This is a genomic window from Bacillus sp. Xin1 (genome assembly GCF_013314535.1).
Taxonomy (GTDB): Bacteria; Bacillota; Bacilli; order Bacillales; family Bacillaceae_G; genus Bacillus_A.
Genome location: NZ_JABUAE010000029.1, coordinates 24612 through 48413 on the forward strand (window position 1 = coordinate 24612; position 23802 = coordinate 48413).

Below are 23802 nucleotides of genomic sequence, written 5' to 3' on the forward strand. Positions count from 1 at the left end.
TACAGTTATTTATGAGAATTCAACTCATTTCCTTCGTTTTGGGGAACTACCAATGTCTTAAGTTGATGGGCATGCGGTAGGACCCCTTATTTAACTTCTTCTACACTTCTTGGCCCATAGGGATAACGCTTATTATCACCAATATAGTAAATACTCTCTTTTGGCAATTGTCTTATAATTTCTTCGACAACTGTTAATCCCCCAACTCCTGAGTCTAGTACACCTATTACGGAATTTTTATTAGCTAGATTCATATATTTCATCCTTTTTAGTCTTTTCTCTTTTGTTAATACAGTTATTATAAAATCTTAAAAACTTTATAATATAATATTATTATTTGGTATGTTTTATCTGAACTCCCTATTAAATTCACAATAATTATAATGACTTGATTATTATTTTTTTATAAATGTCTGTACATTAGTGGATACAAGCTATAAATGTATTACATAATCTAAATTAGCAATGTAAATTGAAGGGCGGTAAAAGTTTAATGAAAGTCATAATTTTGTGTGGTGGAAAGGGATTAAGGATGCAGGGAATTCTCAAAGATATTCCAAAGCCATTAGTTCAAGTTCAAGGAAAACCTCTCATTTGGCATATAATGGATTGGTATAGTAAGTTTGGACATCATGAATTCATCCTACCATTGGGATATGGTGGTGAAAAAATTAAAGAATATTTCATGGACTATATTTGGAAAGAACATGATTTTAATTTAGATTTAAAAAATAATCGGTACCAGTTGCTTGAAGAACCAAGACAATGGAATATAAAATTTATAGATACAGGGATTGAAACCATGACCGGAACCAGATTAAAAAAACTTGAAAAGCATATGCAGGATGAGATGTTTTTATTAACTTATGGTGACGGATTAGCAAAGATAAATATTAACGAACTTATAAAATTTCATAAAGACAAAGGAAAAATCGCAACATTAACCGGTATAAAAAAAAGTAGTCAATATGGTCTTTTACAGATTGAAAACGGGATTGCTGTGGATTTTAAGGAAAAACCCCTACTTAATGCTGTAATAAATGGAGGTTTTTTTGTATTTAATAAAGGAATATTCGATTATTTGAATGATAATGATTGTATGCTTGAAGAAGAACCTCTACTAAATTTAATAAAAAACAAGGAACTTGCAGTTTATGAGCACAATGATTATTGGATTAGTGTAGATACACCTAAAGATCTTAAAGATGCAAATGAAAGCTGGAACCCTAACAAAAATAGTTGAAAGGGGTGAATAAACATTGCGTTTTAACAATAGAAAGAAAGGTTGGCCGCACCGCTATACTCCCTTTAAAATAGAAAAAGATTTTCCGTTATCTTCAGATGCTTCAGCTATTGATCACTCTAAAAAAACTACAAGCAAACAAATCTATCCTCTACCTTATAATAAACAGCCTCACTCTGAAAATCATTTTTGTGCCATAGTTGGAACAGAATACGTCTTGAAAATAATTGCTTTGCACCAATCTCTAATGCAAAATTCACAAACGTTTACATTATGGATTTGTTGTATAGATGTGTTTGCTTATTCAACATTGAAAGAAATGAACTTGAATAATGTAAATCTCTTGCAGGTAGATGATATAGAAGATCCAAATTTGAAAGATATTAAAAGAAATAGGACAGTCAGTGAATATTGTTGGACTTTAAAGTCCGTACTTATTGAATATTTATTGGTAAATTATAATTTGCCATCTGTTCTTTATTGTGATAGTGATTTATATTTCTTCTCTGATCCTAACACGATATTTGAAGAATGGGGTGACAATTCTACTTATCTTTGTCCACAGAGAGACCGTGACTGGGTAGAAGAAAAATATGGGAAATATCAGGCTGGGTTAATTGGGTTTAAAAACGATTTCTACGGATTAAAAAGCGTACGATGGTGGAAAGATAAATGCTTAGATTGGTGTAGTGCTAATCCTGATAAAGGAAGATTTGGTGACCAAAAATATTTAGATTTAATTCCTATTTACTTTCCAAAAGTAAAAATCTCAAGCAACCTAGGTATAAATGCCGCACCTTGGAATTGTATTTATAATAACAATTATATAATTGATAAAAATCAAAATAAGGTATACATTGAAACAGATAAACTAATTGTATATCATTTTGCATGCATTACCATTTTCAATGAACAGGATTTTGACCTTTGGTCTTTAGATAAAATTTCAATACCGAATAATATATTACACCTTATCTATACCCCCTATCTAGAAGAAATTCAGTTTATCCTCACAAAATTGACAGAAAAATTAGGTAAAAAAACACAGCGCCTGTTAAGTGTTAAAGACATAAATGAGGCGCAATCTTTATATAAAGATTCACAGTTAAGAAGAAAAATGAATCTATCAAATCATTTTATGAACTATTCAATGATTATGAGTCAAAAACGTTTAATTCAAGGTCTGACTTGCTATTATTCCCTAGAAAGCCATGGCACAAATTTTATTGTGTGGATCTGTTGTATGGATAATTTTACTTATCAAATTCTAACAAACTTAAAATTGGAGCATGCTATACTGATTCATGTGAAAGATATAGAAAATCAAGAACTCTTAAGTATAAAGAATGAAAGAAGTTTGCAGGAATACTGCTGGACATTAAAAGCCCCTCTATGCCTTCATATTCTTAAATATTATTCTGAAGTTGATCACATTATATACTGTGACGCAGATATGTTTTTCTTTACAAAGCCTACTATAATTTTAGATGAATGGTGGAAGTATTCTGTATTTCTTTGTCCACAGAGAGGCACTACTGAACTGGAAAATGTACATGGCATGTATCAGGCCGGCCTAATAGGATTTAAAAATGATCAAAATAGTAAAGATATTTTAACATGGTGGAAAGATAAGTGCCTGGAATATTGTTTGGATGTATATGATGTTGAGATGAATAGATGGGGAGATCAAAAATATTTAAATCACATTCCCGATTTATTTTCTAACATTAAAATCATGACTCAAAAGGGTATTAACGCTGCACCTTGGAATCTAATTTTAACCAATCATTCTTCTATAACCAACACAGAAAACAGGATTTTTATAGATCAAGATGAATTAATCGCTTTTCACTTTGGGAGTATGCAAATTATTAATGAAAATGAATTTGATTTATGGAAACAAGAACATGTAGAAATAGATCCGTCAATTTTAGAATATATCTATATCCCTTATATCGAAAAAATAAGAAATACATGTCGCATACTTAATGCTGCTTTTTCTCTTACTCCTTTATTTGCTGGACAATTAGATAATTCCTCAGTAAAAAACTATTTCCGATACCCTACCTCACATTTCAGATAAAGTCCATTCTCTCTTTTACACAAGTAGTATTATTTTCTAACTTTTACAAAATAAATAAGTAAAATTATTTATTCCCTTCACCTAAAAATTTTTTAAGGAGACGAATGAAATTCCATGAATAGGATTTATAATTTTGAAAATAAAACGTTTCTTATCACTGGCGGATACGGATTTATTGGTTCTCATTTAGTACGAAGATTACTAAGATCACAAGCAAAAATCGTTATTTTGGCAAGACATTCATCTAACACGTGGCGCCTTAAAGACGTATTAAAAAATGTAAAACTGTATGAAGTAGATATACGCAATAAGATACAAGTTCAAAATATTATAAAACAAATTCGTCCAGATTATATTTTTCATCTCGCTGCATATGGGGTAAATTCAGCTCATACAGATTACATGAGTGCCATTGAAACGAATGTTTTAGGTACAATTAATATTATTCAAGCAGCAAAGTCTATAGATTGCAAAAAGATTATTAATATTGGAAGCAGTTCTGAGTATGGAGATAAAGCAGAATCTATTCATGAAGATATGGCATTAACACCAGTAGATATTTATGGAAGTAGCAAAGCAGCAGCCACTATACTTGCTCATCAAATTGCTGCTGAAAATAATACTAGCCTTATTACCTTAAGACCCTTTGGAATATTTGGAGAAGGTGAAGAACCACATAAAATTTTTTGTTATATTATTTTACAAGTATTGCGGGATAGAACTGTAGATTTAACTCTATGTAATCAATTAAGAGATTATTGCTATGTAGATAATATTATAGATGCTTGTATGCTAACAATTGAAAATAATTCTATACAAAATGAGATTTTTAATATTGGAAGTGGTGAAATTTACCCTTTAAAACATTATGTAGAATTACTCTTTAAACACTTACAAACCGATAAAAGACCCAATTATGGTACATTATCCTATAAAACGAATGAAAGAAGGATTTCTAAACCAAATATTAATAAAATTAAACGGATGCTCTCCTGGGAACCACGTATAAGTATTGAGGAAGGTATTATTAAAACTGTAAATTGGTATAAACATAATGCACATCTATATCCGAATGTATGAAAATCTATTTCTAAGGTGTGAATCAATTGTTAAATAATAGCTTTAATAATGTATTTCATGGAAAAAAGATTTTAATCACAGGACACACCGGCTTTAAAGGCTCTTGGCTATCCATTTGGTTAAAAGAGTTAGGTGCAACTGTAATTGGATATTCTTTAGATCCTAAAAATAAAAAAGATAATTTTATGTTAACAAATCTCCAAAACGACATAATTGATATTCGTGGGGATATTAGAGACTTTCATAAATTAAATAAGCTTTTCAAAGAATATAAACCTGAGATTGTATTTCATTTAGCAGCACAGCCACTTGTTAAATATTCCTATGATTATCCTAGAGACACGTATGATATTAATGTTATGGGAACAATGAATGTATTAGAAGCAATTCGTTTACATGAATCAACTAAAGTGGGAATTATAGTTACAAGTGACAAATGTTACGAGAACAATGAATGGGTTTGGGGATACCGCGAAAATGACCCAATGGGTGGACATGACCTTTATAGCTCTAGTAAAGGATGCTGTGAACTTTTAATTTCTTCCTACCGTAACTCTTACTTTCCAGAAAAAAAATATGAGCATCATAAAAAAATAATCGCAAGTGTTCGAGCAGGCAATGTAATTGGCGGAGGAGATTGGTCAATAGACAGAATTATTCCTGATTGTATACGAGCACTGGAATCAAATCGAGAAATCTTTATTAGAAATACTAATGCAATAAGACCTTGGCAACATGTACTAGAACCCTTAAGTGGATATTTACTTTTAACAAAAAAAATTTTAACAGATGGTATCCTTTTTTCTGGTGCATGGAATTTTGGTCCAAAACTAAATAATATTGTCTCAGTAAAAGAGCTTGTTACCGGTATAATAAAGTCCTGGGGATGTGGGAATTGGATATCTTCAAATGTAAATCCAGAAGAATTTCATGAGGCAACACTCCTAAACCTGGATATAAGTAAAGCAAAATTCAAGCTCAATTGGGAACCAAAATGGTCCCTTCAACAGACTTTAGACCATACGGTAGACTGGTATAAAAATTACAAGGCGTACTCCAGTACAGAAATGAGAAATTTATGTATTGATCAAATTAAACAATATGTGCAGTCTTAAGAAAAGAAAATAACAATTTTGGTAGACCAAGTTGTTATTTCAGGGTGAATATCAGTTTTCTCTTATACGTATTAACTTGAAACATTTTATTCCTGTCAACAGTATTTCCTTTTAAGAAGTTAGCAAAAAAAACGTTTTAATATTAGGAAGATTCAATATGAAATTTTCATTCTATTTTCTCCTTTAACTGATACACACATATATTAATAATCTAAAAAAGCACTATTCGAAAGTGCTTTTTTTGGTTAATCCAGTCTTCGAGCGTAATGTTATATGACTGTCTTATTCTCACAAAAATGTCTTTTGCATAATTAGATATGTCATCATCAAACACTTTTCTGCGGTATTTAAAATGATCATGCAGAAGAAAGACTGAATGTTTATTACTATCTAATTCCATTGTGTTCTCAACTTTCTATGTGTATAGATTTATTTTAACAAAATCATCAGATAACTATAAGCACTTTGACTTACGCCACCAAAAATTCATCTCCCACTTATCGTTGATCTACGCCCTTCACACGATTGAAGTGAGAGGATTCTTTTCTTTTTTAATCATCAATGATGAATATAATCTTAGATTTTAAGATTCATGCATTTAAATCTGTTATGGCAGGAACATTAATTTCCTTTACACATGAAACAGGTGATAAATTCATAACACATTGGACAATCGCTACAATGTCTTGTACAGGAATACGTGTACCTTCATACAACATAATTGCCTTTTCTGCACCTTCTTCATAAGGGACTTCAGCACCAAGCTCTCCTGGATTTATACACGTTACAGAGATCTTGTCTTTTCTTACATGCTCACGCAAAGCATTCGTAATGCCACGTAAGCCAAATTTAGATGTGACAAATGAAACTTGTGCATTATTCGTATGATCTAACCCTGCTGTTGAGCCAATTAAAATAATTTTTCCGTTTTCCGCCTGTCTTACATTAGGTAAAAGCGCCTGAATATAAGTAATAGTAGAGGTTAAATTAATATTGATTAAGCTCGAAATATCTTCAATTTCATCCTTATCAAACGTATAATCATCTTCAAAACCACGCTTTTCCCATACGCCGACATTATAGATTAATACATCAATAGGGACACCTTTTAACGTTTCTTTTAAATAAGAAATTTGTTGTTGACTAGATAAATCAATTGCGAGCCATTTACGATTGACACCATCATTTATATCTAAACTACTTGGCCTAGTGCGTGATACTATCCATACTGTATCTCCCTTTGTAGGCAAGCCTTTTACAAATGCATCGCCTAATCCTTGGCTTGCTCCAAATATAATAAAGTTCTTGCTCATCCCATCACTCCTTCTTAACAACTAAAGTAATCCTGTATAGGGGTACTCAACTACTTGTATGTCATTTCAAAAGTCTCTTTCTTTACATCCCATTCAATTGTAACAAGAAACACTTCTTCCTTATCATGCACTGCACAGCCTGAACATGATGATTTTAATTGAATCGTTCCTCTATCAATGAATCCTGTTCCTTCTTGATTGCCACTATTACTTTCAACTTTCCATTTCACTTCATTAACTTTTTCTTTATCTTTTCCTTTGTAAGTAATCGTACCTTCACCAGACTCACTCGTATCTGTTTGTGAAATAATATATTTTCCTTTCCAATGCTTACTTTCTCCATCATATGAATAGGTGCGATTATAGCTATTTAACGGTAAGAAATATATCATTACACTAAACAGCATTTTGATTTCCCTCATACCTTCCACTCCAAAACTCAATATGGAAAAAGGGGGAGTTTTATTTCTACAAAATGAGTACATTATAAAAATTCAGGGAATGTTTTACAACTTTTCTCTTGTTCCATATCATGTCCAAAGAAAACGATTGGTTTTTCATCCAAAACAATTTCTTTTAATCGTTTAATAGATTTTGAGGTCATTTCTGAATCAAATCCTGCGAATGGGACTTCCTGTTCAAAATTTTCCTGTGTGTATGATGCATCAATTGTGAGCAAAACAGAACCTGACTTTTCTGTTTTAACGAATACTGATTGATGCCCTGGGGAATGCCCCGGCGTATAGAGCAACTGAACACCTGGCATTACTTCATAATCTCCCTCAATTATTTGATAGTTCAACCTTGGTAATATGCATTCCTTTAAATATTCTTCTCTATGTAAAGCAGCATCATGTTCAGTTCGTTGCACAATAATAGGTGTATGGGCAAAGCTTCCATTCCCTCCAGCATGATCAAAATGTAAATGAGAACTTATAATACAGAGAAGATCCTCAGGCGCATAGCCTACTCGTTTTAAAATATTTACAATTCTATCATCCGGCTTCATTTTAGGAAGAATCTGTCCTTCAACATATGTCCCCTTAAAAAAATCTTCATTATCTACTGCGCTTTCCGGCATTCCTGTGTCTATCAAAATTAGGCCTTCTTTTGTTTCTAAAAGATAGCACCATACTGGTAAATTCAAAAGTTTACCAGGAGTAAGCGTACTATTAACAGAAGAATGATCCAACATGCAGCGGCCAGCTGGTAAAAAGTATAGTTTTTTAACGGTCATTCTATATCCACCTTCTCATGTCAATTTGGATGAAACAATACAGTAATACTTCCGCTAATAGCAAACTTTCTCCTTCTATCTCTTTTTTCACTATAAACTTTTCTTTATATTTTCATTTATCCATCCCCGCATCATCAGCAATTCCTCATTTGAAGCAGTTCCTTCCCCATATCTCACTTTTCCATAAATCGGAATAATATCATCGCTTTTACGAATACGAGAAAACCACATTTTATTTCTTTGAATGTATAAATACATATACATTTTTCTCTTTCTATTACATTACAAAATTATTATTTCATTACCAGTGTTTCTATTTCCTTACTAACATTTTAAAGCCTAATAACATATTAGAAAAGTCGCTTTCATTCCTTTTAAAATAGGTGTTGGTATTACAGCCAGGAGGTGAAAACATGATAGATCAAAAACGTGAATTGTGGCTTGATTCAGCAAAAGGATTTGCAATGATCCTTGTTGTTGCAGGACATGCTTACAATCATAACAGCTTTATAACCTATATCTATTGGTTTCATATGCCTGCCTTTTTTTTGTTTAGTGGTTATGTATCTAGGCCGGTAGAGCGGTGGTCACAAATCGGACCTTATCTAAAAAGAAGAGCACATAGTCTTCTCATTCCTTATATAACGTACTTAGGTCTCTTTACAATCATTCGCTATGTAGAAGAACTAGTACAAGGGAATGTTTCTTTAAGTTGGTATATAGAAGACATTGGAAACGTACTGTTTGGTGGAAGGTTTATTACAAGCTATTACGGAGTATTTTGGTTTGTAACTTGTCTGTTCTTTACACAAGTATTATTCCTTGTTATATTTCTTATTTTTAAAAGAACAAAAACCCGCTTGTTGTTTATTATACTCTTATATATAGTGTCTCATATTGAAGGAAGTTATATCGGTACATTGGGCGGCTTAGAGCCTTCTCTACATGTATGGATCCCTTGGAATATAGATGTGTCTATGCTTGCCCTTGTATATTATAGTATAGGGTATTATATAAAACCGTATGTACAACAAATCCCTTCTGTACTTACAGGGTTCTGCATCTTATTGATAATTGGATTTATTACAATTCAGGAACTGAATCTGATGGATTATCATTTAAGTATGAAGTATGTATCATATGAACACTATGGTTTGGATGTAGTGATTCCGTTAGTAATGACCATAGCATATTGCGGGATATTCCAGCTCATGAAATCTGGAAAAATCCTATCGCTTTTTTCTCTTATTAACAAAAAAGGCATGGCTATCATGTATATGCACATAGGGGTTAATAAAATCCTCCTTCAATTTATAGATTACGGAAATATAATTTATACAATTGTAGGAGTAACAATCCCCCTATTCATTACTATCTTTATTCTAGAGAAAAAAGATAAAGTTAGGAATCTCTTCTTAGTTATTATGCAAAGGCGTAGTGAATTAAGACACTCTAGAGGGATGAGAACAGGATAAAGTGAAACTTCCATCAGTGGGGTTTTTCTTCATCCCCACTGATAGTTAGCCCTCACCAATCGTACTTTTACGGACAGTTGATTCCCCACTTACTTTCTTTACTGCTGCTGAATTTTGAGATGGGGGTCTTACTGCCCGTTAATGCGGGATAAATAGTGTATACAACTCTCTATACAAAAAAAGATGTCTAAATTAGACATCTTTTCATTTAGATACTAAATTAGCAAGTTTCCAATGGATATCTCCAAATGGATCAAGCTTGCTATCCATATATAGATACATACTATTGAAATCTTTTGGTGGATTTTCCATCTTAAATGAAACGTCAAAAGTTAAAGAGTAGCCTGCTGGAACACTTTTGAATTTCTCTTCGTACATAGGCATAACTTGACCTTCATATTTTTCTCCCGTCTTTTCATCTTTAACAAAATACTGTATTTCTGAAAGATCAATTGCTTTTTCATCAGCCCGAGCATTATTAATCGTAACACGAGCTACAATGCGCTCTATTCCATCTACTTTTTCATATTTTGCATTTTCAACTGTTGCTCTGTAGTACCCACCTTTTGCAATTTCTCCATATAGTAGTGCATCCTTCTCCATTTTGTTCTCTTCAGACACTTCTTTTGATTGAGTAGTTACTTCTTGCTTTGTTGTCGTTTGTTCACTACAAGCTACCGTTAAACTTGTAAGTAAAAATGCTGTACATGTTACTTTTAGTAAAGATTTCATAGAACTCCCTTTCCCTATCCAAAAAATTAAAACACAGGAATAATTTTACTCCAAAAGATAGATAGAAAGGAAGACTTTTTAGGGAATTTGTTTTTATTCCCAGAACGCTGATTATGTCAATGAAAAGTTCCTTAAGTATTTCTAATGTACTCTTTGTAAATGATTAGCCAAGTGTTCAGAAACAAGAATGGTATAAACCTTCACAACAGAGTAATAATACCAGTATAAAGTAACGATCTATTTAAGGAGGAACAATGCATATGTCTACTCATAAGCCAAATCGTTCAAAAAAAGAATTAACACCCAAAAAAAACCAACACACAAATGAGTTGAACGCCACGGAAGATGTAAGCATGCAGGATGGCGATAACATCTCAATTTACTGGGGCGATGAATGGAATGTAGAAGAGGGAGAAAAGAAACAAGAAAAATAAGGATAAACCTTAGGAATATTATATAAAGTGAAACTTTAATCAGTAGGAGTTTTCCCCATCCCCCACTGATTCTCATCCCTCACCAATCGGGCTTTTACGGACAGTTCATCTCCCACCTAACTTCTTTAGAAAAGCGGAAGCGGCTCGCCCAAAATCGCAGGACGTTGGAGCCCTAGGCAGAGAGGCGCTTTTTGCCTCGTCCGAGGGGGTGAAACGACCGGGGATTCTAGCCGCTAGAGCTGGACATTGTTTTCGCTGAATTTTGAGGTGGGAGTATTAATTACTGCCTGTTAATGCGGGATAAAATAGTTGCACTCTTTATAATGTTTTAATTACGAACAAGCTCTTCACTTAAAGAATAAATATAATTTTACATAAAGAGGTAGATAGAAAGACTTTTTGGGGAATTTGTTTTATTCCTAGAACGCTGATTATGTGAATGGAAAGCTCCTTCTATACTTCTGAAGGAACTTTGAAAGGTTTTGTGATACTTTGATTTTATGTTAGCAAAATATAGTCTTTATTTTGCATATCCTTTATACGTTTTTTATCAACATATAATCTCCTTCCTCCATTTTTATTCTGCATCTATATCAGCTGAAAAAGTTCTCCTCACTAAAAATTCAAAAAGATATTAGAATTTCTTGTTTTACTATAAAAAACGAATACATCGAGAATTAATTCCTTGCAGTCGTTTTTTACACATCGGCACGATATATAAATTAAAAAACGTCAATATACCTGTTTTTCAATTTACCCTATAGGATATTTTTGTACAAGCTGTTATATAGATGAAGGGGCACATCACTTCCAATTACCGGAAATAAAATATCTCAATTAGATGAAAATACAAATAATATTACCGATTTATTTTCTTTTTTCCTTTTCTTCTCGTTTTCTTCTTCTATAAAGAAATTATTGTTTAACCCTTTAAATGCCACTATTCTCATTCCTATTATCTCGTAAAAAATATGTTCTGTTTAATAAGTAACGATACAGTTTTCAATAAACCTCAATATTCCATCAATAATGTAGATACAATAATCTTTCTCCTCCCCCTTGAAGATGAGCAGCTAACTATTGCTAGCTGCTCTTTTTAATTCATGTAATTTCTTCTCAAGTTCCTCAATTCGTTCATCTCTAATTTAAAGATTATCTCTTAAAAACTTATTTTCTTCTTTTCAAGAAAATTCTTTCTAAACATTTTGCAGCACTGATATCTGGAGGTATTTGTAAAATAAAAACGAATTCCTATATTTGCAAGATAGAAAAATTTTAGGAGGATGTTAAAATGGAAAAAACAATGATGGTAGGAACAACAAACATGATGATGTCTATGGAAAAGATGATGTGTGAAATGAAATGTATGAAAATGATGATGAACAATATGATGCAAATGGATGTAGAAATGGATAAAGCTATGGTGAATAAAATGCAAGAATGTGATGAAATGATGAATTCTACTATGTCTATGATGAAAGCAATGAAAGAGAAGTGTTGTTAAAGAACAACATTGTTTAAATACGTATATAAGGAAAGCTAGGTTTTTATCGGTCTTTCTTTCATTCATTTTTGATACGATTATATTTTAACACCTTTTTTCAAAATGCTTGTTACCACCAAAAGGATATAACAAAGTGTTTTGATCAAGACATTTTTTGAGTTTTTCGATGTCGTAATATATTTTCATTAGAACTAACAATTGTATACATGTATCTTCTTATATTAGATTAGTTTTGCTTATTAACAAAAAAGGAAAAGAATTATTATAATTCTTTTCCTTTTTTAGTAGGGAAACTTTCATATTCATTAGTTTTCCAATGAAAAATGTTGTAGAATTTACATCCTCTATTATAACAATATAAAACATACATTAATAATGAAAGGAGTAAACGAATGAAAAAAATTAATCTTGGTGATTTAAACTCACCAGAAACTATGCGTAATCCCATTATTTTCTATAAGTCTTTCTTCGAACAACAAGAACCCCTCTTTCGACTTGATGATTTTTACGGTATGGGAGGAGCTTGGATCGCATTGCGCTATGACGATGTTTTTTCCATCCTGAAAGATCCTCGCTTCCTCAAAGATTTGCGAAAATTCGAACCACCCAAAGATAAAAAGGAATTTACTGAAGAAAATACATCTGTGAGCAAGCTGTTTGAATGGATGATGAATATGCCGAATATGCTTACGGTCGATCCACCTGATCATACTCGCTTACGCCGGTTGGTCTCTAAAACCTTTACCCCGCGTATGATTGAGAAACTTCATCCCCGTATTCAGGAGATTGCTGACGAATTGTTGGATACGGTAAAGGAAAAAGGAAAGATGGATATTATTGCAGATTTTGCCTATCCTCTGCCCATTATTGTTATTTCAGAAATGCTTGGAATTCCCACTACTGATCGAAATCAATTTCGTGACTGGACACATGAGCTCATGAACGCTGCTTTGGACCCTCGTCAGGGTGCTACAGTTACTGCAACGCTCGAAAAATTTATTCATTACATTGAAACATTACTAGCCCAAAAGCGCATAAATCCTAACGATGATCTGATGAGCGCTCTGGTCCAAGTACAAGAAAAGGAAGACAAGCTAAGTAAGAACGAGCTTCTTTCGACGATTTGGCTTCTCATTATCGCTGGGCACGAGACAACAGTCAATCTAATTGGTAATGGCGTACTGGCTTTACTGCAACATCCCGAACAAATGGACCTGCTACGAGACAACCCTTTGATGCTTCCCTCCGCTGTCGACGAGCTGTTGCGATATGCTGGTCCAATTATGATAGGTAACCGTTTTGCCGGTGAAGACATCACGATGCATGGCAAAACGATTCATAAAGGTGAAATGGTACTATTTTCACTTGCAGCTGCCAACATTGATCCGAAGAAATTCTCTAATCCTGAAGCATTAGATATTACACGCGAAGAAAATGATCATTTAGCTTTCGGCAATGGTATCCATCACTGTTTAGGTGCTCCGCTGGCACGCCTAGAAGGACAAATTGCATTTGGCACATTGCTACAACGTCTACCTAACCTGCGTCTAGCAACTAAACCCGAGCAACTAGTTTATAATTATAGTAAATTCCGTTCTCTTGCAACTCTACCAGTAGTTTTCTAGCTCTTGCTTCCCGTGATTGCCAAAATCATTTAAAAAAATTGGCTTCGCCTAACAAAAATTCATCACCCACTTTCATTGATGCTTTTACACCTTCACGTTTAGAAGTGGGGGATGAATTTCGAGATAATATTAAATTTTTACCCAGCAAATATTTTTCTTCGACCATAAGCAAAAATGGTCATCATTACACCTAAGATAGCACAAACCATATACATAAATGAGTATGAGGTAAAGTCAGCTATTGGCCCCATAATGACACTGCCTAGCGAAACACCTAAATCAGCCATGGCAATAAATAAACCAATTAACACATTACGATTCTTTTGTGGTAAGACAAAAGTCAAATACGTTGTTAATGCTGGATAAAGAAGTGCCTGAGGTATTCCCATTAAAATTGCACCCATGTAGAAAAAAACTGCTCCGCCTATTATAGAAAAACTTACACACTGTGCAGCTACTGCTAAAAGAAGCATAGTCCCCATAACAAAGGACGCATGCCATTTACCGTCTGAAGGAATTTTTTTTCTTAAAGCAAAACGAACAAAGACAACAGTCCCCGCCTGAAGCATTAAATAAACTCCAGCATTTCCACTTTTCAATTGTATAGCGTATAGTGGTATAAATGTTGTAATAGCTCCAAATACAATCGAAGCAACTAACATTAATACACTGCATTTCAACAAAAGCAGATTTTTTACTAACTGCCTGAAAGATTTAAGTATACTTTCTTCTTGCTCGGTACTATCTGAAACAGGTTGCTTCTTTCTTTTTTCTATTTTAACACTATAGCCAAACATCCCTGTAAAGATAGCAATTGTTATCAGCACCACTGTAAAATAATCCATACCTCCTGCCTTCCAAATGTTATATGCTACTACAGGCCCAATAATACCTGGCATATTAGCAAATAAAGAGTAAAGCGAAATTCCCTGAGAGCGATCCTTCTCTGGCAGTGCATCAATTATCCCCATCTGTAATGCCATTGAAAAGAAAGCTGTCGAAACTCCTTGTAAAATACGTGCAATGAAAAAACCCCCTAACCCAGAAATAGTATATAATATTAAAGCAACACCATTGAGAATGAGAATAATACGTAATACGTTTACCGGACCGTGCTTTTGAATAATATGACCTGCCCACGGGCGAAAGAACATAGTTGTAAATAAATACCCTCCCATAATTAAACCAATTGTTGTATTGTTCGCCCCTAATATTCCCCCTTGTAAAGGAATAATAACGTTTAATATGGCATTAGCACTAAAATAAAGAAAAATTAATATATACAAACGTAGAAAAGGCCAAGACATAGCTCCATTCACAATTTCTCCTCCTAACTCTATACCTCTTTGCAACGAACTCTTTTTCTGAAATCGTTTCATTATTTACCTAAAAAGACCTACTCTTTTCATACCTACACTATAATAATGATGCATACTCAACATGGATCATATCAAAACGTTACTACCATCCCCAGTAATTTCCTTGCATATTCTGACCGAACATCCTTTAATTGCTCAATCTGGGCCATTTCTTCAATCTGACCATCTTTAAAGATTATAATTCTATCACAGATATAGGCAGCAGCCTGAATATCATGTGTTATAAAAATATAACTCATATCATAAATCTTTCTTAATTCCTTTAATAATTCAAGTACTTGTTTTTGAACAGATACATCTAAAGAGCTGATTGCTTCATCTAATAAAATGCATTTGGGCTCTGTTGAGATGGCTCTTGCGATACATACTCTTTGAATCTCCCCTCCCGATAACTCATGAGGGTATTTCTTTCTATAGGACGGATTTAATCCAACTTGATTTAGCAAATTATCAATCTTGTTGTTAAATTCTTTTCTATCCTTTTTCTGAGCTTTTAAGGGCTCCATAATCGCTTCTTCAACAGTAAAAAATGGGTTGATTGAGGAAGCATAGTCTTGAAAGACGGCGCTAAGGTTACCTAACCTCACTTTTCTGTCCTCTACACGATTTCCCTCAAATAAAACTGTTCCACGATCAGGCTTTTCAATTCCTAATATCAAACGTCCTAATGTTGACTTACCACTACCACTTTCTCCGATAATGCCGAGACATTCACCATTCCTACATTCAAAACTAACTTTCTTCACGATTTTCTGCTTTTCTCTAGAAAATAATCCGCCCTTATTATAGGATTTCTCAACACGATCAACTTTCAACAATTAGAACTCCTCCCCACTATTCTCTTAAAATGATTGCTTAGTGCTAATCTAGTGGATACTAAGTATCTTGTATATTCATGTTGTGCTTCTGAAAAGATGGTTTGGGTATTTCCCCTTTCAATAACTCTCCCATCCTTCATTACCAAAACGTTATCGGCAATTTTTTTTACAATACCTAAGTCGTGGGAAACAAAAATCATCGAACAACCCACTCTTTCCCTTAATTTAATAAATTGCTCAACGACCTCAAATTGTGAAATTGTATCTAGTGCTGTGGTCGGCTCATCAGCAATTATAATGTCAGGTTTCAATACTAATGCCAATGCAATCATAATTCGTTGTAACATTCCACCCGATAGCTGGTATGGATATTTATGCATTACCTCTATCGGGTTTTTCAACATGACACTTTCCATAGCATGTTTCATTTCACCCACTATTTTGCTATTATTCCAACCAAAATGTTGGGCAAGTGTTTCTCTTAAATGAACACCAATCACACAGGAAGGATCCAATGCACTCATGCCATTTTGTAGAATCATACAAAGGTTTTTTCCCCTTTTCTTTCTCATCTCTTTCTCAGAAAGACTATTCAAGTTTTCTCCTTTAAATAGAATATCTCCCGATTGATGAATACAAGGTTTATTCAATCTCATAATTGACCTACACGTTACAGACTTACCACTTCCACTTTCTCCCACGATTGCTAGACAGCTTCCATACTCTAAATGAAATGAGCTATTATAAATAATCACTTTATCAGTGTTGCTATCCCAGATTCTTAAGTTTTTGACTTCTAATATATTCATAAATTTATTTTGCCACCTCTTTTTCTTTGAACTTATCTTTAGGGGTGATCCAATTTTCTCGAGCATTATTTTTAGAAGTTCTTAATTTAGGATCTAAAGCAATCTGAAATGCATCAGATAAAAAATTAAACGCGGATACCACAATAATAATAGCTAATCCAGGTGCTAACATTAACTCTGGTTTTGAAAACATAACTTTTCTCGCCTCATTTAACATCATTCCCCATTCGGCATCTGGAGCTTGAACTCCTAAACCTAGAAATGAAAAACCAGATATTTGTAAAATCATTGAACCAATAGAGCTACTTGAGATCACCGCTATATCAGGCAATGCAACAGGAACAATATGCTTACATATAATTTGTATATTACTCATACCAGATGCTTTAGAAAATTTCACATAGTTTAACTCAGAATACTGCATAACAGATGTTCTGATTACTCGGGCAAACCATGCCCATTTGATGAAAATAAATGCAATTAATATATTCTTAAAACCCACGCCTAGAATACCCACAACTGCTAATGCCATAACGTACCCTGGAAAAGAAAGCATTATATCACAAATCCTCATAATAAAAGCATCTACTCTTCCTCTAAAGTAGCCGGCTATGAGGCCTAAAATAGTTCCAATTGAAACAATTATCAATAGCGTAACTAAAACCCATAGAATGCTAGGACGAATTCCATAAATCAGTCTAGATAAGACACATCTCCCTAAGTGATCATTACCTAATAGGTATTCCCACGATGGTGCTTCATACCGAAGTCTCATATTTACTTCCTCGGGATCATGTGGCGCAAGTAAAGGAGCAAATATACCGGCAACAATTATCACAACAATGACTACCAAAGATATAATGGCTAACTTATCTTTCCTTAAAGCTTTTAATATTTTCATTTAGAGATCATTCCTTAATTTAGGATTCATTACAGCATTTATAATATCGGAAATCATATTAAACAACACAAATGCTACCGCTAGTATAAGGACATACGCTTGGATAACCGGTAAATCTCTACTTAGAATAGATTTAACACTCAGACTTCCTATCCCCGGCCATGCAAACACATTTTCTATCACTACTGTACTTCCCAATATTATAGGTATAGACATACAAAATATTGAAACGGCAACTTGCAGTGAATTTCTTAAAACATGTATAGTAATTTTCCCCTCTGTTAAGCCGCATGCTCTTCCGTACAGTACATAGTCTTCAGTTAAGTTACTTAACATCGAACTTCTAACAGTTCGAAAGTAAACACCTACATAACTTATCGTGATGACAATAACCGGTAGAATATAACTTTCATACGAATTCATCCCGCTTGTTGGTAATAGATCGAATTTAACAGAAAAATACCAAATCATAATGGAAGCAAGCCAGTATGACGGCATTGCTGTTAGAAGAAATAAAATCCCTCTTACTGATTTATCAATTATTCGTCCTTCTTTCATTGCACAGATAACACCTAATAATATCGATAAAATAATAATGGAAACAGATGACACTATGGTTAGTCTTAATGTATTTAGAAAAGCTGGTCCTATTAATGACCAAACTGGTTTCCCTGTGACATATGAATTCCCAAAATCTAATTGCAAGCAGGCAATGGTCCAATGTAAATATTGTTCTATAAATGGTTTATTCAGCCCTAACTTCTCTTTCGTTTGTGCAATTAATTCACCTGTTATTTCTGGAGTATCTTGTGCACGTAATATCACTTCTGCTGGATCTAAAGGAGAAAGATTGATTAAAACAAACGTTGCCAATGAAATAACAAAAAGTAAAGGAATAGATATTAATAACCTTTTAATAATATAGCTTCCCATAGAAAATCTCCTTTTAATAAAAGGGGGAAAATCCCCCTCTATATCTTTATTTAAAGTTCATTCTCTCAAATGGTAACTCATATTGTGTTTGCTTAAATGAAATGTCTTTTAAGTTTTTGGGAGCAACTACAGTGACACGACCATATGAAATTGGAATAAAGACTGCTTCATCATGAACAGTTTTTAAAATATCAGCATACAATTGTTTTCGTTCTGCCTCATTCGTAGATACCATAACCTCAGCAATTTTATTGTAAAGCTCATCTGCCTTTGCAATACCACTTGTAGTATGCAAATAAGAAGCATTGGAAGTAAAACCAGCTATTGTACTTTGTGGATCATACGCTAGTCCCCATGTTTGATTGAATAATAAGTCATAGTCCCCTGTTGACCTTCTATTAGCGATTGAAGTTGATTCTTCACCAATAATTTTTAATTGAATACCTATACTTTTTAACGAACTTTGAATAAATTCAGCCTCTGCTTTTTGGGAAGGAGAATTACTATCATAATAAAGATTCATTGCTAGTTTATTACCGTCTTTAGTTCTAACAACAGCATCACCTTCCAATACCCAGCCTGCTTTTTTTAAAATTTCTTTTGCTTTTTCTAAATCATAGCCTCGTTTCTTCAATGGAACATCTGCATATTTAACATTAGAAGAGAACAGTGTATTAGCTACTGTTTCGGTATTATTTAAAATATCCTTAGTAATTGTTTCTCTATCAATAGCGTACCAAATAGCCTCGCGAACAGCTTTTTCACTTACTGGATTATGAGATTTACTACTATTAGCCACGATCATTTTCGTATTCATTGCTTCACTTCTAGTAATTTTATAGCTGCCTGAATCAATCAATTGCTTCATTGCCTCAACATCAATACTGTCTGCACCTCTATCATCTGTGAAAGCAAAATTAACTTCTCCTTTTTGTAATGCTAAAAATGTTGTTTCCCCTGCTGGTAGAACTTTAGAAGTTATCTTCTTAATTTTAGGTAAGCCACCCCAATAGTTTTCATTTGCTTTAAAAGTTGCGGATTCATTGATTTTATGTTCATCGAGAATATATGGACCTGTACCGTTATATCCATTTACACCATCTTTTGTTTTCCCATTTACAAAATTTTTAGGTGATATAAATACATAAGGTCTAGTCATAGACAATTCAACTAGAGTTGGATAATATGCTTCTGATAGCACCAATTCAACTGTATATTCATTCACCACATTACAAGCTACTATTTTTGTTGATAGTTTAATCCATGAATGCTTTTCTGCATTATTTTGTATAGCATCAATATTTTTTTTCACTGCTTCTGCATTAAATGGTTCCCCATCATGAAATTTCACGTCTTTCCTTAGATGAAAAGTATATATTTTTCCATCTTTTGATATCTCCCATGATTTAGCAAGTAAAGGCTTAATCCCTTCTTTTGTATTTTCAACTAATGATTCATATACCATTCCTTGAGCGGACATTGAACCTGTATACAAATGCGGATTCATATCATTAATATCTTTAGATACTGCATAAGTTAATTCTTTTTTGTTACTTATTGAATGATCACCTTCCTTTTTCTTGCTATCTGAGCTTTTCAAAATTATAAAGCAAGCAGCTAGAAGGCATAAGACTGAAAAAACTAGAATCGCTACCTTAAATCTTTTAATCAACAAAGTATTCCTCTCCCTTTCGTCTTCTTAATTTAGATGTAATTTATTTTTGCTATTTAACTATGATTGACGCTCCAAACATATTAATCAAAGATATGAAAATAGTAATCATTACGATTTGAATAGTGTGGTGATTTACTTTAAGTGAAAGTTTATTCCACCATTTTCTCTCCAATATTTTTTTCTATTTCACTACAAATCATATTCAAATCTTCATCGAAACTTTGAATATAATATGCATTAGATAATAATTCTCCTTTATAGAATTGAGCAACTTTTTCAATTTTACTCTCGTATGTCTTAATAAATTTATCTATTGTTGGACAATTTAAACTTAAATATTTTGCAATTCCTTGTATTATTTTAATACGATAATAGTCTTCCTTAGGCATTCTCGGGATATCCCAATACCCTTCTCTGTTGACAAACATTTTTCTAATTGGAACAGCTGAAAAATCAAAATATTTTCCATCCTTATCTGGTTCTGAAAAAGGATCAATTAATAATGAGGAATAACGAATATACAATAAATATTCTTGATGGATATCTTCTAAATGATTAAAATTTTCTATATCTTGTCGAGATAGACTTTCCAATCTTACTGGATAATTATCATCTGTCATGAATTTCAACAAATTAAGTCTTTTAATCTTCATTTTTTCTACAATATTCATAATTTCCTTCCATTGGGCCAGCATATCACGTATTAAATATTGTGTAATTGGACCCTCAGGGTAAATTTTATACACAAATTTTCGGGTATCTAAATCTCCAAATATCGCACTTAACGAAAAATCATTCATAAATAATGGTGGGTGAACATACAAAGAAATATTTCTTGTTTCTGCCTCAATTGGAGATTTCATGATTTCTAGAATAATGCCTAATTGTTCATATGCCTTACAAAACATGTCGACATTTTTAGATGGATAATTCGTCGATCCTATATAGATTTTTTTCTTAATCGCTGTTGTCAAAACATGACTAGAAGGGCTATCTTCCATCCAACGTGTATCCCCATAATATGTAGAAAATACTAATAATTTCTGCTCCCGAATTAATACGATTCATATAATTACTTATTAAGCTATTTGAACCAAAAGTCGGAGAAACTAAAACAATACACCTTACTTGTTTCAAAAGCTCTTTATTAATCTGCTTTATTACTTCAATATACGCATCCGTTGTTACAGAGAAAATAATGGTATCCCAATTACCTTTAATAGTTTCATACCCTTTAAAAACTTGATCAACGAAGCATTCACCTTCCATATTTCGATGTTGTTCATTTTGAATACTTACACGAATTAGATGATTACTTTGTTTAAGAGCCGAAAAAAAGTTCTCTGAACGAGCTGATTCTCTTCCAGCAATCCCTACGTCACTTTTCAATTTCTTTTTTAAATTTACAGCAAGTTGAATAGATGTAGGACCAGTTCCTAATATTAAGACACGCTTAAAAGCATTCATAAAATCTTTCCTTTCTCATAAGTAAGCAATTTAAACTTTTTGATACAACTCAATATCAAACACATCATCTGGACGCAATATATCATCAACTTTATTCCATTTTTGTTTATCAACTTCCCTCGAAGGGTAATTAAATAGAGACTTTAACTGATTACCATATCTCATAGCCACCACTACATTATCATTTGTTAATGTATGTAATTGTTCTAGTATGTCATATTTATCTTTAACAGTTGAACTAAAAATGATATGAGTCGCATCTCTTGTAAAATCAAGATTTTCTACTGGTACTCTTTCTAATCTAATATTTAATCCTGCACCTATTCTTTCTACAACGTTTAATCCAAATTTGATAGCCTCATCATCAATATCTATGCCAACAACCTCAGCTCCAGTTCGCTTAGCAATTAATATTGGTGTCATTGGAAATGAGCCAGCCCCTACTAGTAATACTTTGGAATCAGAAGTAATTTGAAAACTACCAAATTCCTTTTCAATACATGATTCTATATTCTTAAAGTAATCTGTTATTTCAGCAACTCCACTAAGAAGCTTTAATGCACGATATTTTTCCATAATAGCTACACAAAGCGCTGATTTTTCTCTTAAAGACACCGCAAGTTGGTTCAAATCACAGTGTTCTTGTTGCTGCAATTTCTCCCATATTTCTTTGTTCCTTGTGTTTATAATAAAGTGTGAGTATTCATCTATTAAGGTCTCTAACTCCAAACAATCATTGATAGTGTGATCATACCTTCCTATCAAGGCAGTAAATTTCTCTAGGTAATTACTCAAATATTTCAGAAAATCCCCTAAGTCATTCATTCATTTTCTCTCCAATACAATGTAATAGTTAAACAGTTATAAATGCTTTTCCTTGTGCTACTATCCCAACACCTCCTTCAATTTTAAGACTTGTTAACTCTTCTTTATGCCAGTTGGCGACAACAGTAATAGTTCCACCAGGTTGTCTTACATGTGCAACCACCTCCTTTTGATTTTTCCAAGCCAAATAAGCTCCTAAAGAGGCAGTACCTGAACCACATCCCCTTTCCCATACCATACTATCAAGATGTGGAACATAGATAAGTGGAGACAATTCATTAGAATTTGATTTATACAATAAGATACCTATCAATTTAGTGTCTAAGGTTAATGCCAGTGATTTTGCTAATGTTTGGGCTTTTTTTCTCACTTCTTCACTAATAACCTCTACTTCTATCACAATATGAATAGAATCATGGTAATTTACTATAACAATGTCTAAATCATTTCCTTCATGCTTTATAGTTTTCTGTTCTATCTCTTTAGGGATAGGCATAGTAACTTGACAATAATATTCCTCTAACTCTCTTCTCACTTGACACACTATGAGTTCGTCTGTACCCGAAACTTCTAATAATATCTCCGATAAATCATTGTGTTTCAGTCCTTTTTTAGATGCAATAAAAGCTGCTAATGCCATACAGGCGTTACCACAGAACTCACCTCCAGCCATTTGTAGATGTGCGTCGGCTTCATACTTTGTAGATTCTTCTATAAATCCTACTTGTTCTGCATACACGCTGTCATACGACATAATTTTTTTTGCAATCGTCTTATACTCTATAACTGGATGATTAGTCTTAACGAGAATCGTCATATTTTGAGTTGGATTAAATTTTATAAACTCTATTTCCTGTGTCATCTCACTTATCCTTTACGTCATATTTTTATTGATTTCCTTTGTCCAACTAAATGAAAACAGTAATCATTACGTTTTACATTACGGGAATAGATTATATCATAATTTTTATGGTGTCAATATTTATTCTTAAATTAATTGGATGCTTCTGAGGCCGATGAAGAGCCGTTTTCTTTAAATCTAATTCTTACACTCTCTTTTTGTTCACAAAAAGTTCGATTATTTCATATAATCAAATACCTTATAATTATGATAAAATAATTTTTAATCTGATATAACATGACTCCTGGGCAAC

General features: G+C 33.1%; 21 protein-coding genes and 3 pseudogenes. 8 read left to right on the forward strand and 16 right to left on the reverse strand.

What is annotated here, in order from left to right; all coding sequences use genetic code 11:
- Window positions 1-92: 92 nt before the first annotated feature.
- Window positions 93-254: pseudogene (locus HRG09_RS20490) on the reverse strand (glutamate racemase); the annotation flags it as partial.
- A gap of 239 nt (window positions 255-493) precedes the next feature.
- On the opposite strand from HRG09_RS20490, the gene HRG09_RS20495 reads away from it, so the two are divergent.
- The 4 genes from HRG09_RS20495 to rfbG all read left to right on the forward strand — a co-directional run bounded on the left by HRG09_RS20495 (window position 494) and on the right by rfbG (window position 5521).
- Window positions 494-1243, forward strand: coding sequence for a sugar phosphate nucleotidyltransferase (locus tag HRG09_RS20495; protein ID WP_174102708.1), 750 nt, complete (start codon window positions 494-496; stop codon window positions 1241-1243).
- 16 nt (window positions 1244-1259) lie between these two features.
- The gene (locus HRG09_RS20500; RefSeq protein WP_174102709.1) at window positions 1260-3326 is read left to right on the forward strand and encodes a glycosyl transferase; all 2067 of its coding nucleotides are present in this window, start codon (window positions 1260-1262) and stop codon (window positions 3324-3326) included.
- Window positions 3327-3440: 114 nt separating this feature from the next.
- Complete coding sequence (locus tag HRG09_RS20505) at window positions 3441-4406, forward strand: NAD-dependent epimerase/dehydratase family protein (RefSeq protein WP_174102710.1); 966 nt, start codon at window positions 3441-3443, stop codon at window positions 4404-4406.
- Between the two features lie 26 nt (window positions 4407-4432).
- On the forward strand, window positions 4433-5521 hold the full coding sequence (gene rfbG, locus HRG09_RS20510) for a CDP-glucose 4,6-dehydratase (RefSeq protein ID WP_174102711.1): 1089 nt from the start codon (window positions 4433-4435) through the stop codon (window positions 5519-5521).
- Window positions 5522-5741: 220 nt separating this feature from the next.
- Here rfbG and HRG09_RS29100 read toward each other — a convergent pair.
- From HRG09_RS29100 to HRG09_RS20530, 5 genes and pseudogenes are all read right to left on the reverse strand, one after another.
- Window positions 5742-5921: pseudogene (locus HRG09_RS29100) on the reverse strand (transposase); the annotation flags it as partial.
- A gap of 190 nt (window positions 5922-6111) precedes the next feature.
- Window positions 6112-6834 carry an SDR family NAD(P)-dependent oxidoreductase gene (locus HRG09_RS20515; protein WP_174102712.1) on the reverse strand — a complete coding sequence of 241 codons (723 nt, stop codon included), beginning with the start codon at window positions 6832-6834 and terminating at the stop codon, window positions 6112-6114.
- Between the two features lie 50 nt (window positions 6835-6884).
- Window positions 6885-7256: a hypothetical protein gene (locus HRG09_RS20520; protein ID WP_174102687.1), complete on the reverse strand. Its 372-nt coding sequence runs from the start codon at window positions 7254-7256 to the stop codon at window positions 6885-6887.
- 62 nt (window positions 7257-7318) lie between these two features.
- The gene (gene aiiA, locus HRG09_RS20525) at window positions 7319-8071 is read right to left on the reverse strand and encodes a quorum-quenching N-acyl homoserine lactonase AiiA (RefSeq protein WP_174102713.1); all 753 of its coding nucleotides are present in this window, start codon (window positions 8069-8071) and stop codon (window positions 7319-7321) included.
- A gap of 90 nt (window positions 8072-8161) precedes the next feature.
- Window positions 8162-8329, reverse strand: a complete 168-nt coding sequence (locus tag HRG09_RS20530; RefSeq protein WP_174102688.1) for a hypothetical protein — start codon at window positions 8327-8329, stop codon at window positions 8162-8164.
- Between the two features lie 155 nt (window positions 8330-8484).
- Between HRG09_RS20530 and HRG09_RS20535 the strand changes: the two genes are divergently transcribed.
- The gene (locus HRG09_RS20535; RefSeq protein WP_174102714.1) at window positions 8485-9546 is read left to right on the forward strand and encodes an acyltransferase family protein; all 1062 of its coding nucleotides are present in this window, start codon (window positions 8485-8487) and stop codon (window positions 9544-9546) included.
- A 204-nt stretch (window positions 9547-9750) separates the two neighbouring features.
- Here the strand turns inward: HRG09_RS20535 and HRG09_RS20540 are convergent, their stop codons facing one another.
- Window positions 9751-10278, reverse strand: a complete 528-nt coding sequence (locus HRG09_RS20540) for a hypothetical protein (protein WP_174102715.1) — start codon at window positions 10276-10278, stop codon at window positions 9751-9753.
- 260 nt (window positions 10279-10538) lie between these two features.
- Between HRG09_RS20540 and HRG09_RS20545 the strand changes: the two genes are divergently transcribed.
- The 3 genes from HRG09_RS20545 to HRG09_RS20555 all read left to right on the forward strand — a co-directional run bounded on the left by HRG09_RS20545 (window position 10539) and on the right by HRG09_RS20555 (window position 13841).
- Window positions 10539-10712: a hypothetical protein gene (locus HRG09_RS20545; protein WP_174102716.1), complete on the forward strand. Its 174-nt coding sequence runs from the start codon at window positions 10539-10541 to the stop codon at window positions 10710-10712.
- Window positions 10713-12003: 1291 nt separating this feature from the next.
- Complete coding sequence (locus tag HRG09_RS20550; protein ID WP_174102717.1) at window positions 12004-12216, forward strand: hypothetical protein; 213 nt, start codon at window positions 12004-12006, stop codon at window positions 12214-12216.
- 392 nt (window positions 12217-12608) lie between these two features.
- Entirely contained in the window at window positions 12609-13841 is a 1233-nt protein-coding gene (locus HRG09_RS20555; RefSeq protein ID WP_174102718.1) for a cytochrome P450 family protein, read from the forward strand.
- Between the two features lie 137 nt (window positions 13842-13978).
- Here HRG09_RS20555 and cntE read toward each other — a convergent pair whose 3' ends face one another.
- From cntE to HRG09_RS20600, 9 genes and pseudogenes are all read right to left on the reverse strand, one after another.
- Window positions 13979-15160 (reverse strand): staphylopine family metallophore export MFS transporter CntE, encoded by a 1182-nt coding sequence (gene cntE / locus HRG09_RS20560; protein ID WP_174102719.1) that lies wholly within the window; start codon window positions 15158-15160, stop codon window positions 13979-13981.
- 131 nt (window positions 15161-15291) lie between these two features.
- Entirely contained in the window at window positions 15292-16038 is a 747-nt protein-coding gene (locus HRG09_RS20565; RefSeq protein WP_174102720.1) for an ABC transporter ATP-binding protein, read from the reverse strand.
- Window positions 16032-16847: a staphylopine uptake ABC transporter ATP-binding protein CntD gene (gene cntD / locus HRG09_RS20570; protein ID WP_174102721.1), complete on the reverse strand. Its 816-nt coding sequence runs from the start codon at window positions 16845-16847 to the stop codon at window positions 16032-16034. The genes HRG09_RS20565 and cntD overlap by 7 nt, the downstream gene beginning before the upstream one ends.
- A gap of 4 nt (window positions 16848-16851) precedes the next feature.
- Window positions 16852-17748: a staphylopine uptake ABC transporter permease subunit CntC gene (gene cntC, locus HRG09_RS20575; protein WP_174102722.1), complete on the reverse strand. Its 897-nt coding sequence runs from the start codon at window positions 17746-17748 to the stop codon at window positions 16852-16854.
- Complete coding sequence (opp1B, locus tag HRG09_RS20580) at window positions 17749-18681, reverse strand: nickel/cobalt ABC transporter permease (RefSeq protein ID WP_174102723.1); 933 nt, start codon at window positions 18679-18681, stop codon at window positions 17749-17751. It lies immediately after the preceding gene.
- A 46-nt stretch (window positions 18682-18727) separates the two neighbouring features.
- Window positions 18728-20353 (reverse strand): staphylopine-dependent metal ABC transporter substrate-binding lipoprotein, encoded by a 1626-nt coding sequence (cntA, locus tag HRG09_RS20585; protein ID WP_217448119.1) that lies wholly within the window; start codon window positions 20351-20353, stop codon window positions 18728-18730.
- 152 nt (window positions 20354-20505) lie between these two features.
- A pseudogene (locus tag HRG09_RS20590) lies at window positions 20506-21823 on the reverse strand (opine metallophore biosynthesis dehydrogenase).
- A gap of 30 nt (window positions 21824-21853) precedes the next feature.
- On the reverse strand, window positions 21854-22648 hold the full coding sequence (locus tag HRG09_RS20595; protein ID WP_174102724.1) for a methyltransferase domain-containing protein: 795 nt from the start codon (window positions 22646-22648) through the stop codon (window positions 21854-21856).
- 28 nt (window positions 22649-22676) lie between these two features.
- Entirely contained in the window at window positions 22677-23510 is an 834-nt protein-coding gene (locus tag HRG09_RS20600) for a histidine racemase CntK family protein (RefSeq protein WP_174102725.1), read from the reverse strand.
- Window positions 23511-23802 lie beyond the last annotated feature (292 nt).

What these genes read in the sequence shown, in the direction of transcription:
- HRG09_RS20495 (WP_174102708.1), top strand. Translation starts at nt 494, where the DNA reads ATGAAAGTCATAATTTTGTGTGGTGGAAAGGGATTAAGGATGCAGGGA.
- HRG09_RS20505 (WP_174102710.1), top strand. Translation starts at nt 3,441, where the DNA reads ATGAATAGGATTTATAATTTTGAAAATAAAACGTTTCTTATCACTGGC.
- HRG09_RS20515 (WP_174102712.1), bottom strand. Translation starts at nt 6,834, where the DNA reads ATGAGCAAGAACTTTATTATATTTGGAGCAAGCCAAGGATTAGGCGAT.
- HRG09_RS20520 (WP_174102687.1), bottom strand. Translation starts at nt 7,256, where the DNA reads ATGAGGGAAATCAAAATGCTGTTTAGTGTAATGATATATTTCTTACCG.
- aiiA (WP_174102713.1), bottom strand. Translation starts at nt 8,071, where the DNA reads ATGACCGTTAAAAAACTATACTTTTTACCAGCTGGCCGCTGCATGTTG.
- HRG09_RS20530 (WP_174102688.1), bottom strand. Translation starts at nt 8,329, where the DNA reads ATGTATTTATACATTCAAAGAAATAAAATGTGGTTTTCTCGTATTCGT.
- HRG09_RS20535 (WP_174102714.1), top strand. Translation starts at nt 8,485, where the DNA reads ATGATAGATCAAAAACGTGAATTGTGGCTTGATTCAGCAAAAGGATTT.
- HRG09_RS20540 (WP_174102715.1), bottom strand. Translation starts at nt 10,278, where the DNA reads ATGAAATCTTTACTAAAAGTAACATGTACAGCATTTTTACTTACAAGT.
- HRG09_RS20545 (WP_174102716.1), top strand. Translation starts at nt 10,539, where the DNA reads ATGTCTACTCATAAGCCAAATCGTTCAAAAAAAGAATTAACACCCAAA.
- HRG09_RS20550 (WP_174102717.1), top strand. Translation starts at nt 12,004, where the DNA reads ATGGAAAAAACAATGATGGTAGGAACAACAAACATGATGATGTCTATG.
- HRG09_RS20555 (WP_174102718.1), top strand. Translation starts at nt 12,609, where the DNA reads ATGAAAAAAATTAATCTTGGTGATTTAAACTCACCAGAAACTATGCGT.
- cntD (WP_174102721.1), bottom strand. Translation starts at nt 16,847, where the DNA reads ATGAATATATTAGAAGTCAAAAACTTAAGAATCTGGGATAGCAACACT.
- cntC (WP_174102722.1), bottom strand. Translation starts at nt 17,748, where the DNA reads ATGAAAATATTAAAAGCTTTAAGGAAAGATAAGTTAGCCATTATATCT.
- opp1B (WP_174102723.1), bottom strand. Translation starts at nt 18,681, where the DNA reads ATGGGAAGCTATATTATTAAAAGGTTATTAATATCTATTCCTTTACTT.
- HRG09_RS20595 (WP_174102724.1), bottom strand. Translation starts at nt 22,648, where the DNA reads ATGAATGACTTAGGGGATTTTCTGAAATATTTGAGTAATTACCTAGAG.
- HRG09_RS20600 (WP_174102725.1), bottom strand. Translation starts at nt 23,510, where the DNA reads ATGACACAGGAAATAGAGTTTATAAAATTTAATCCAACTCAAAATATG.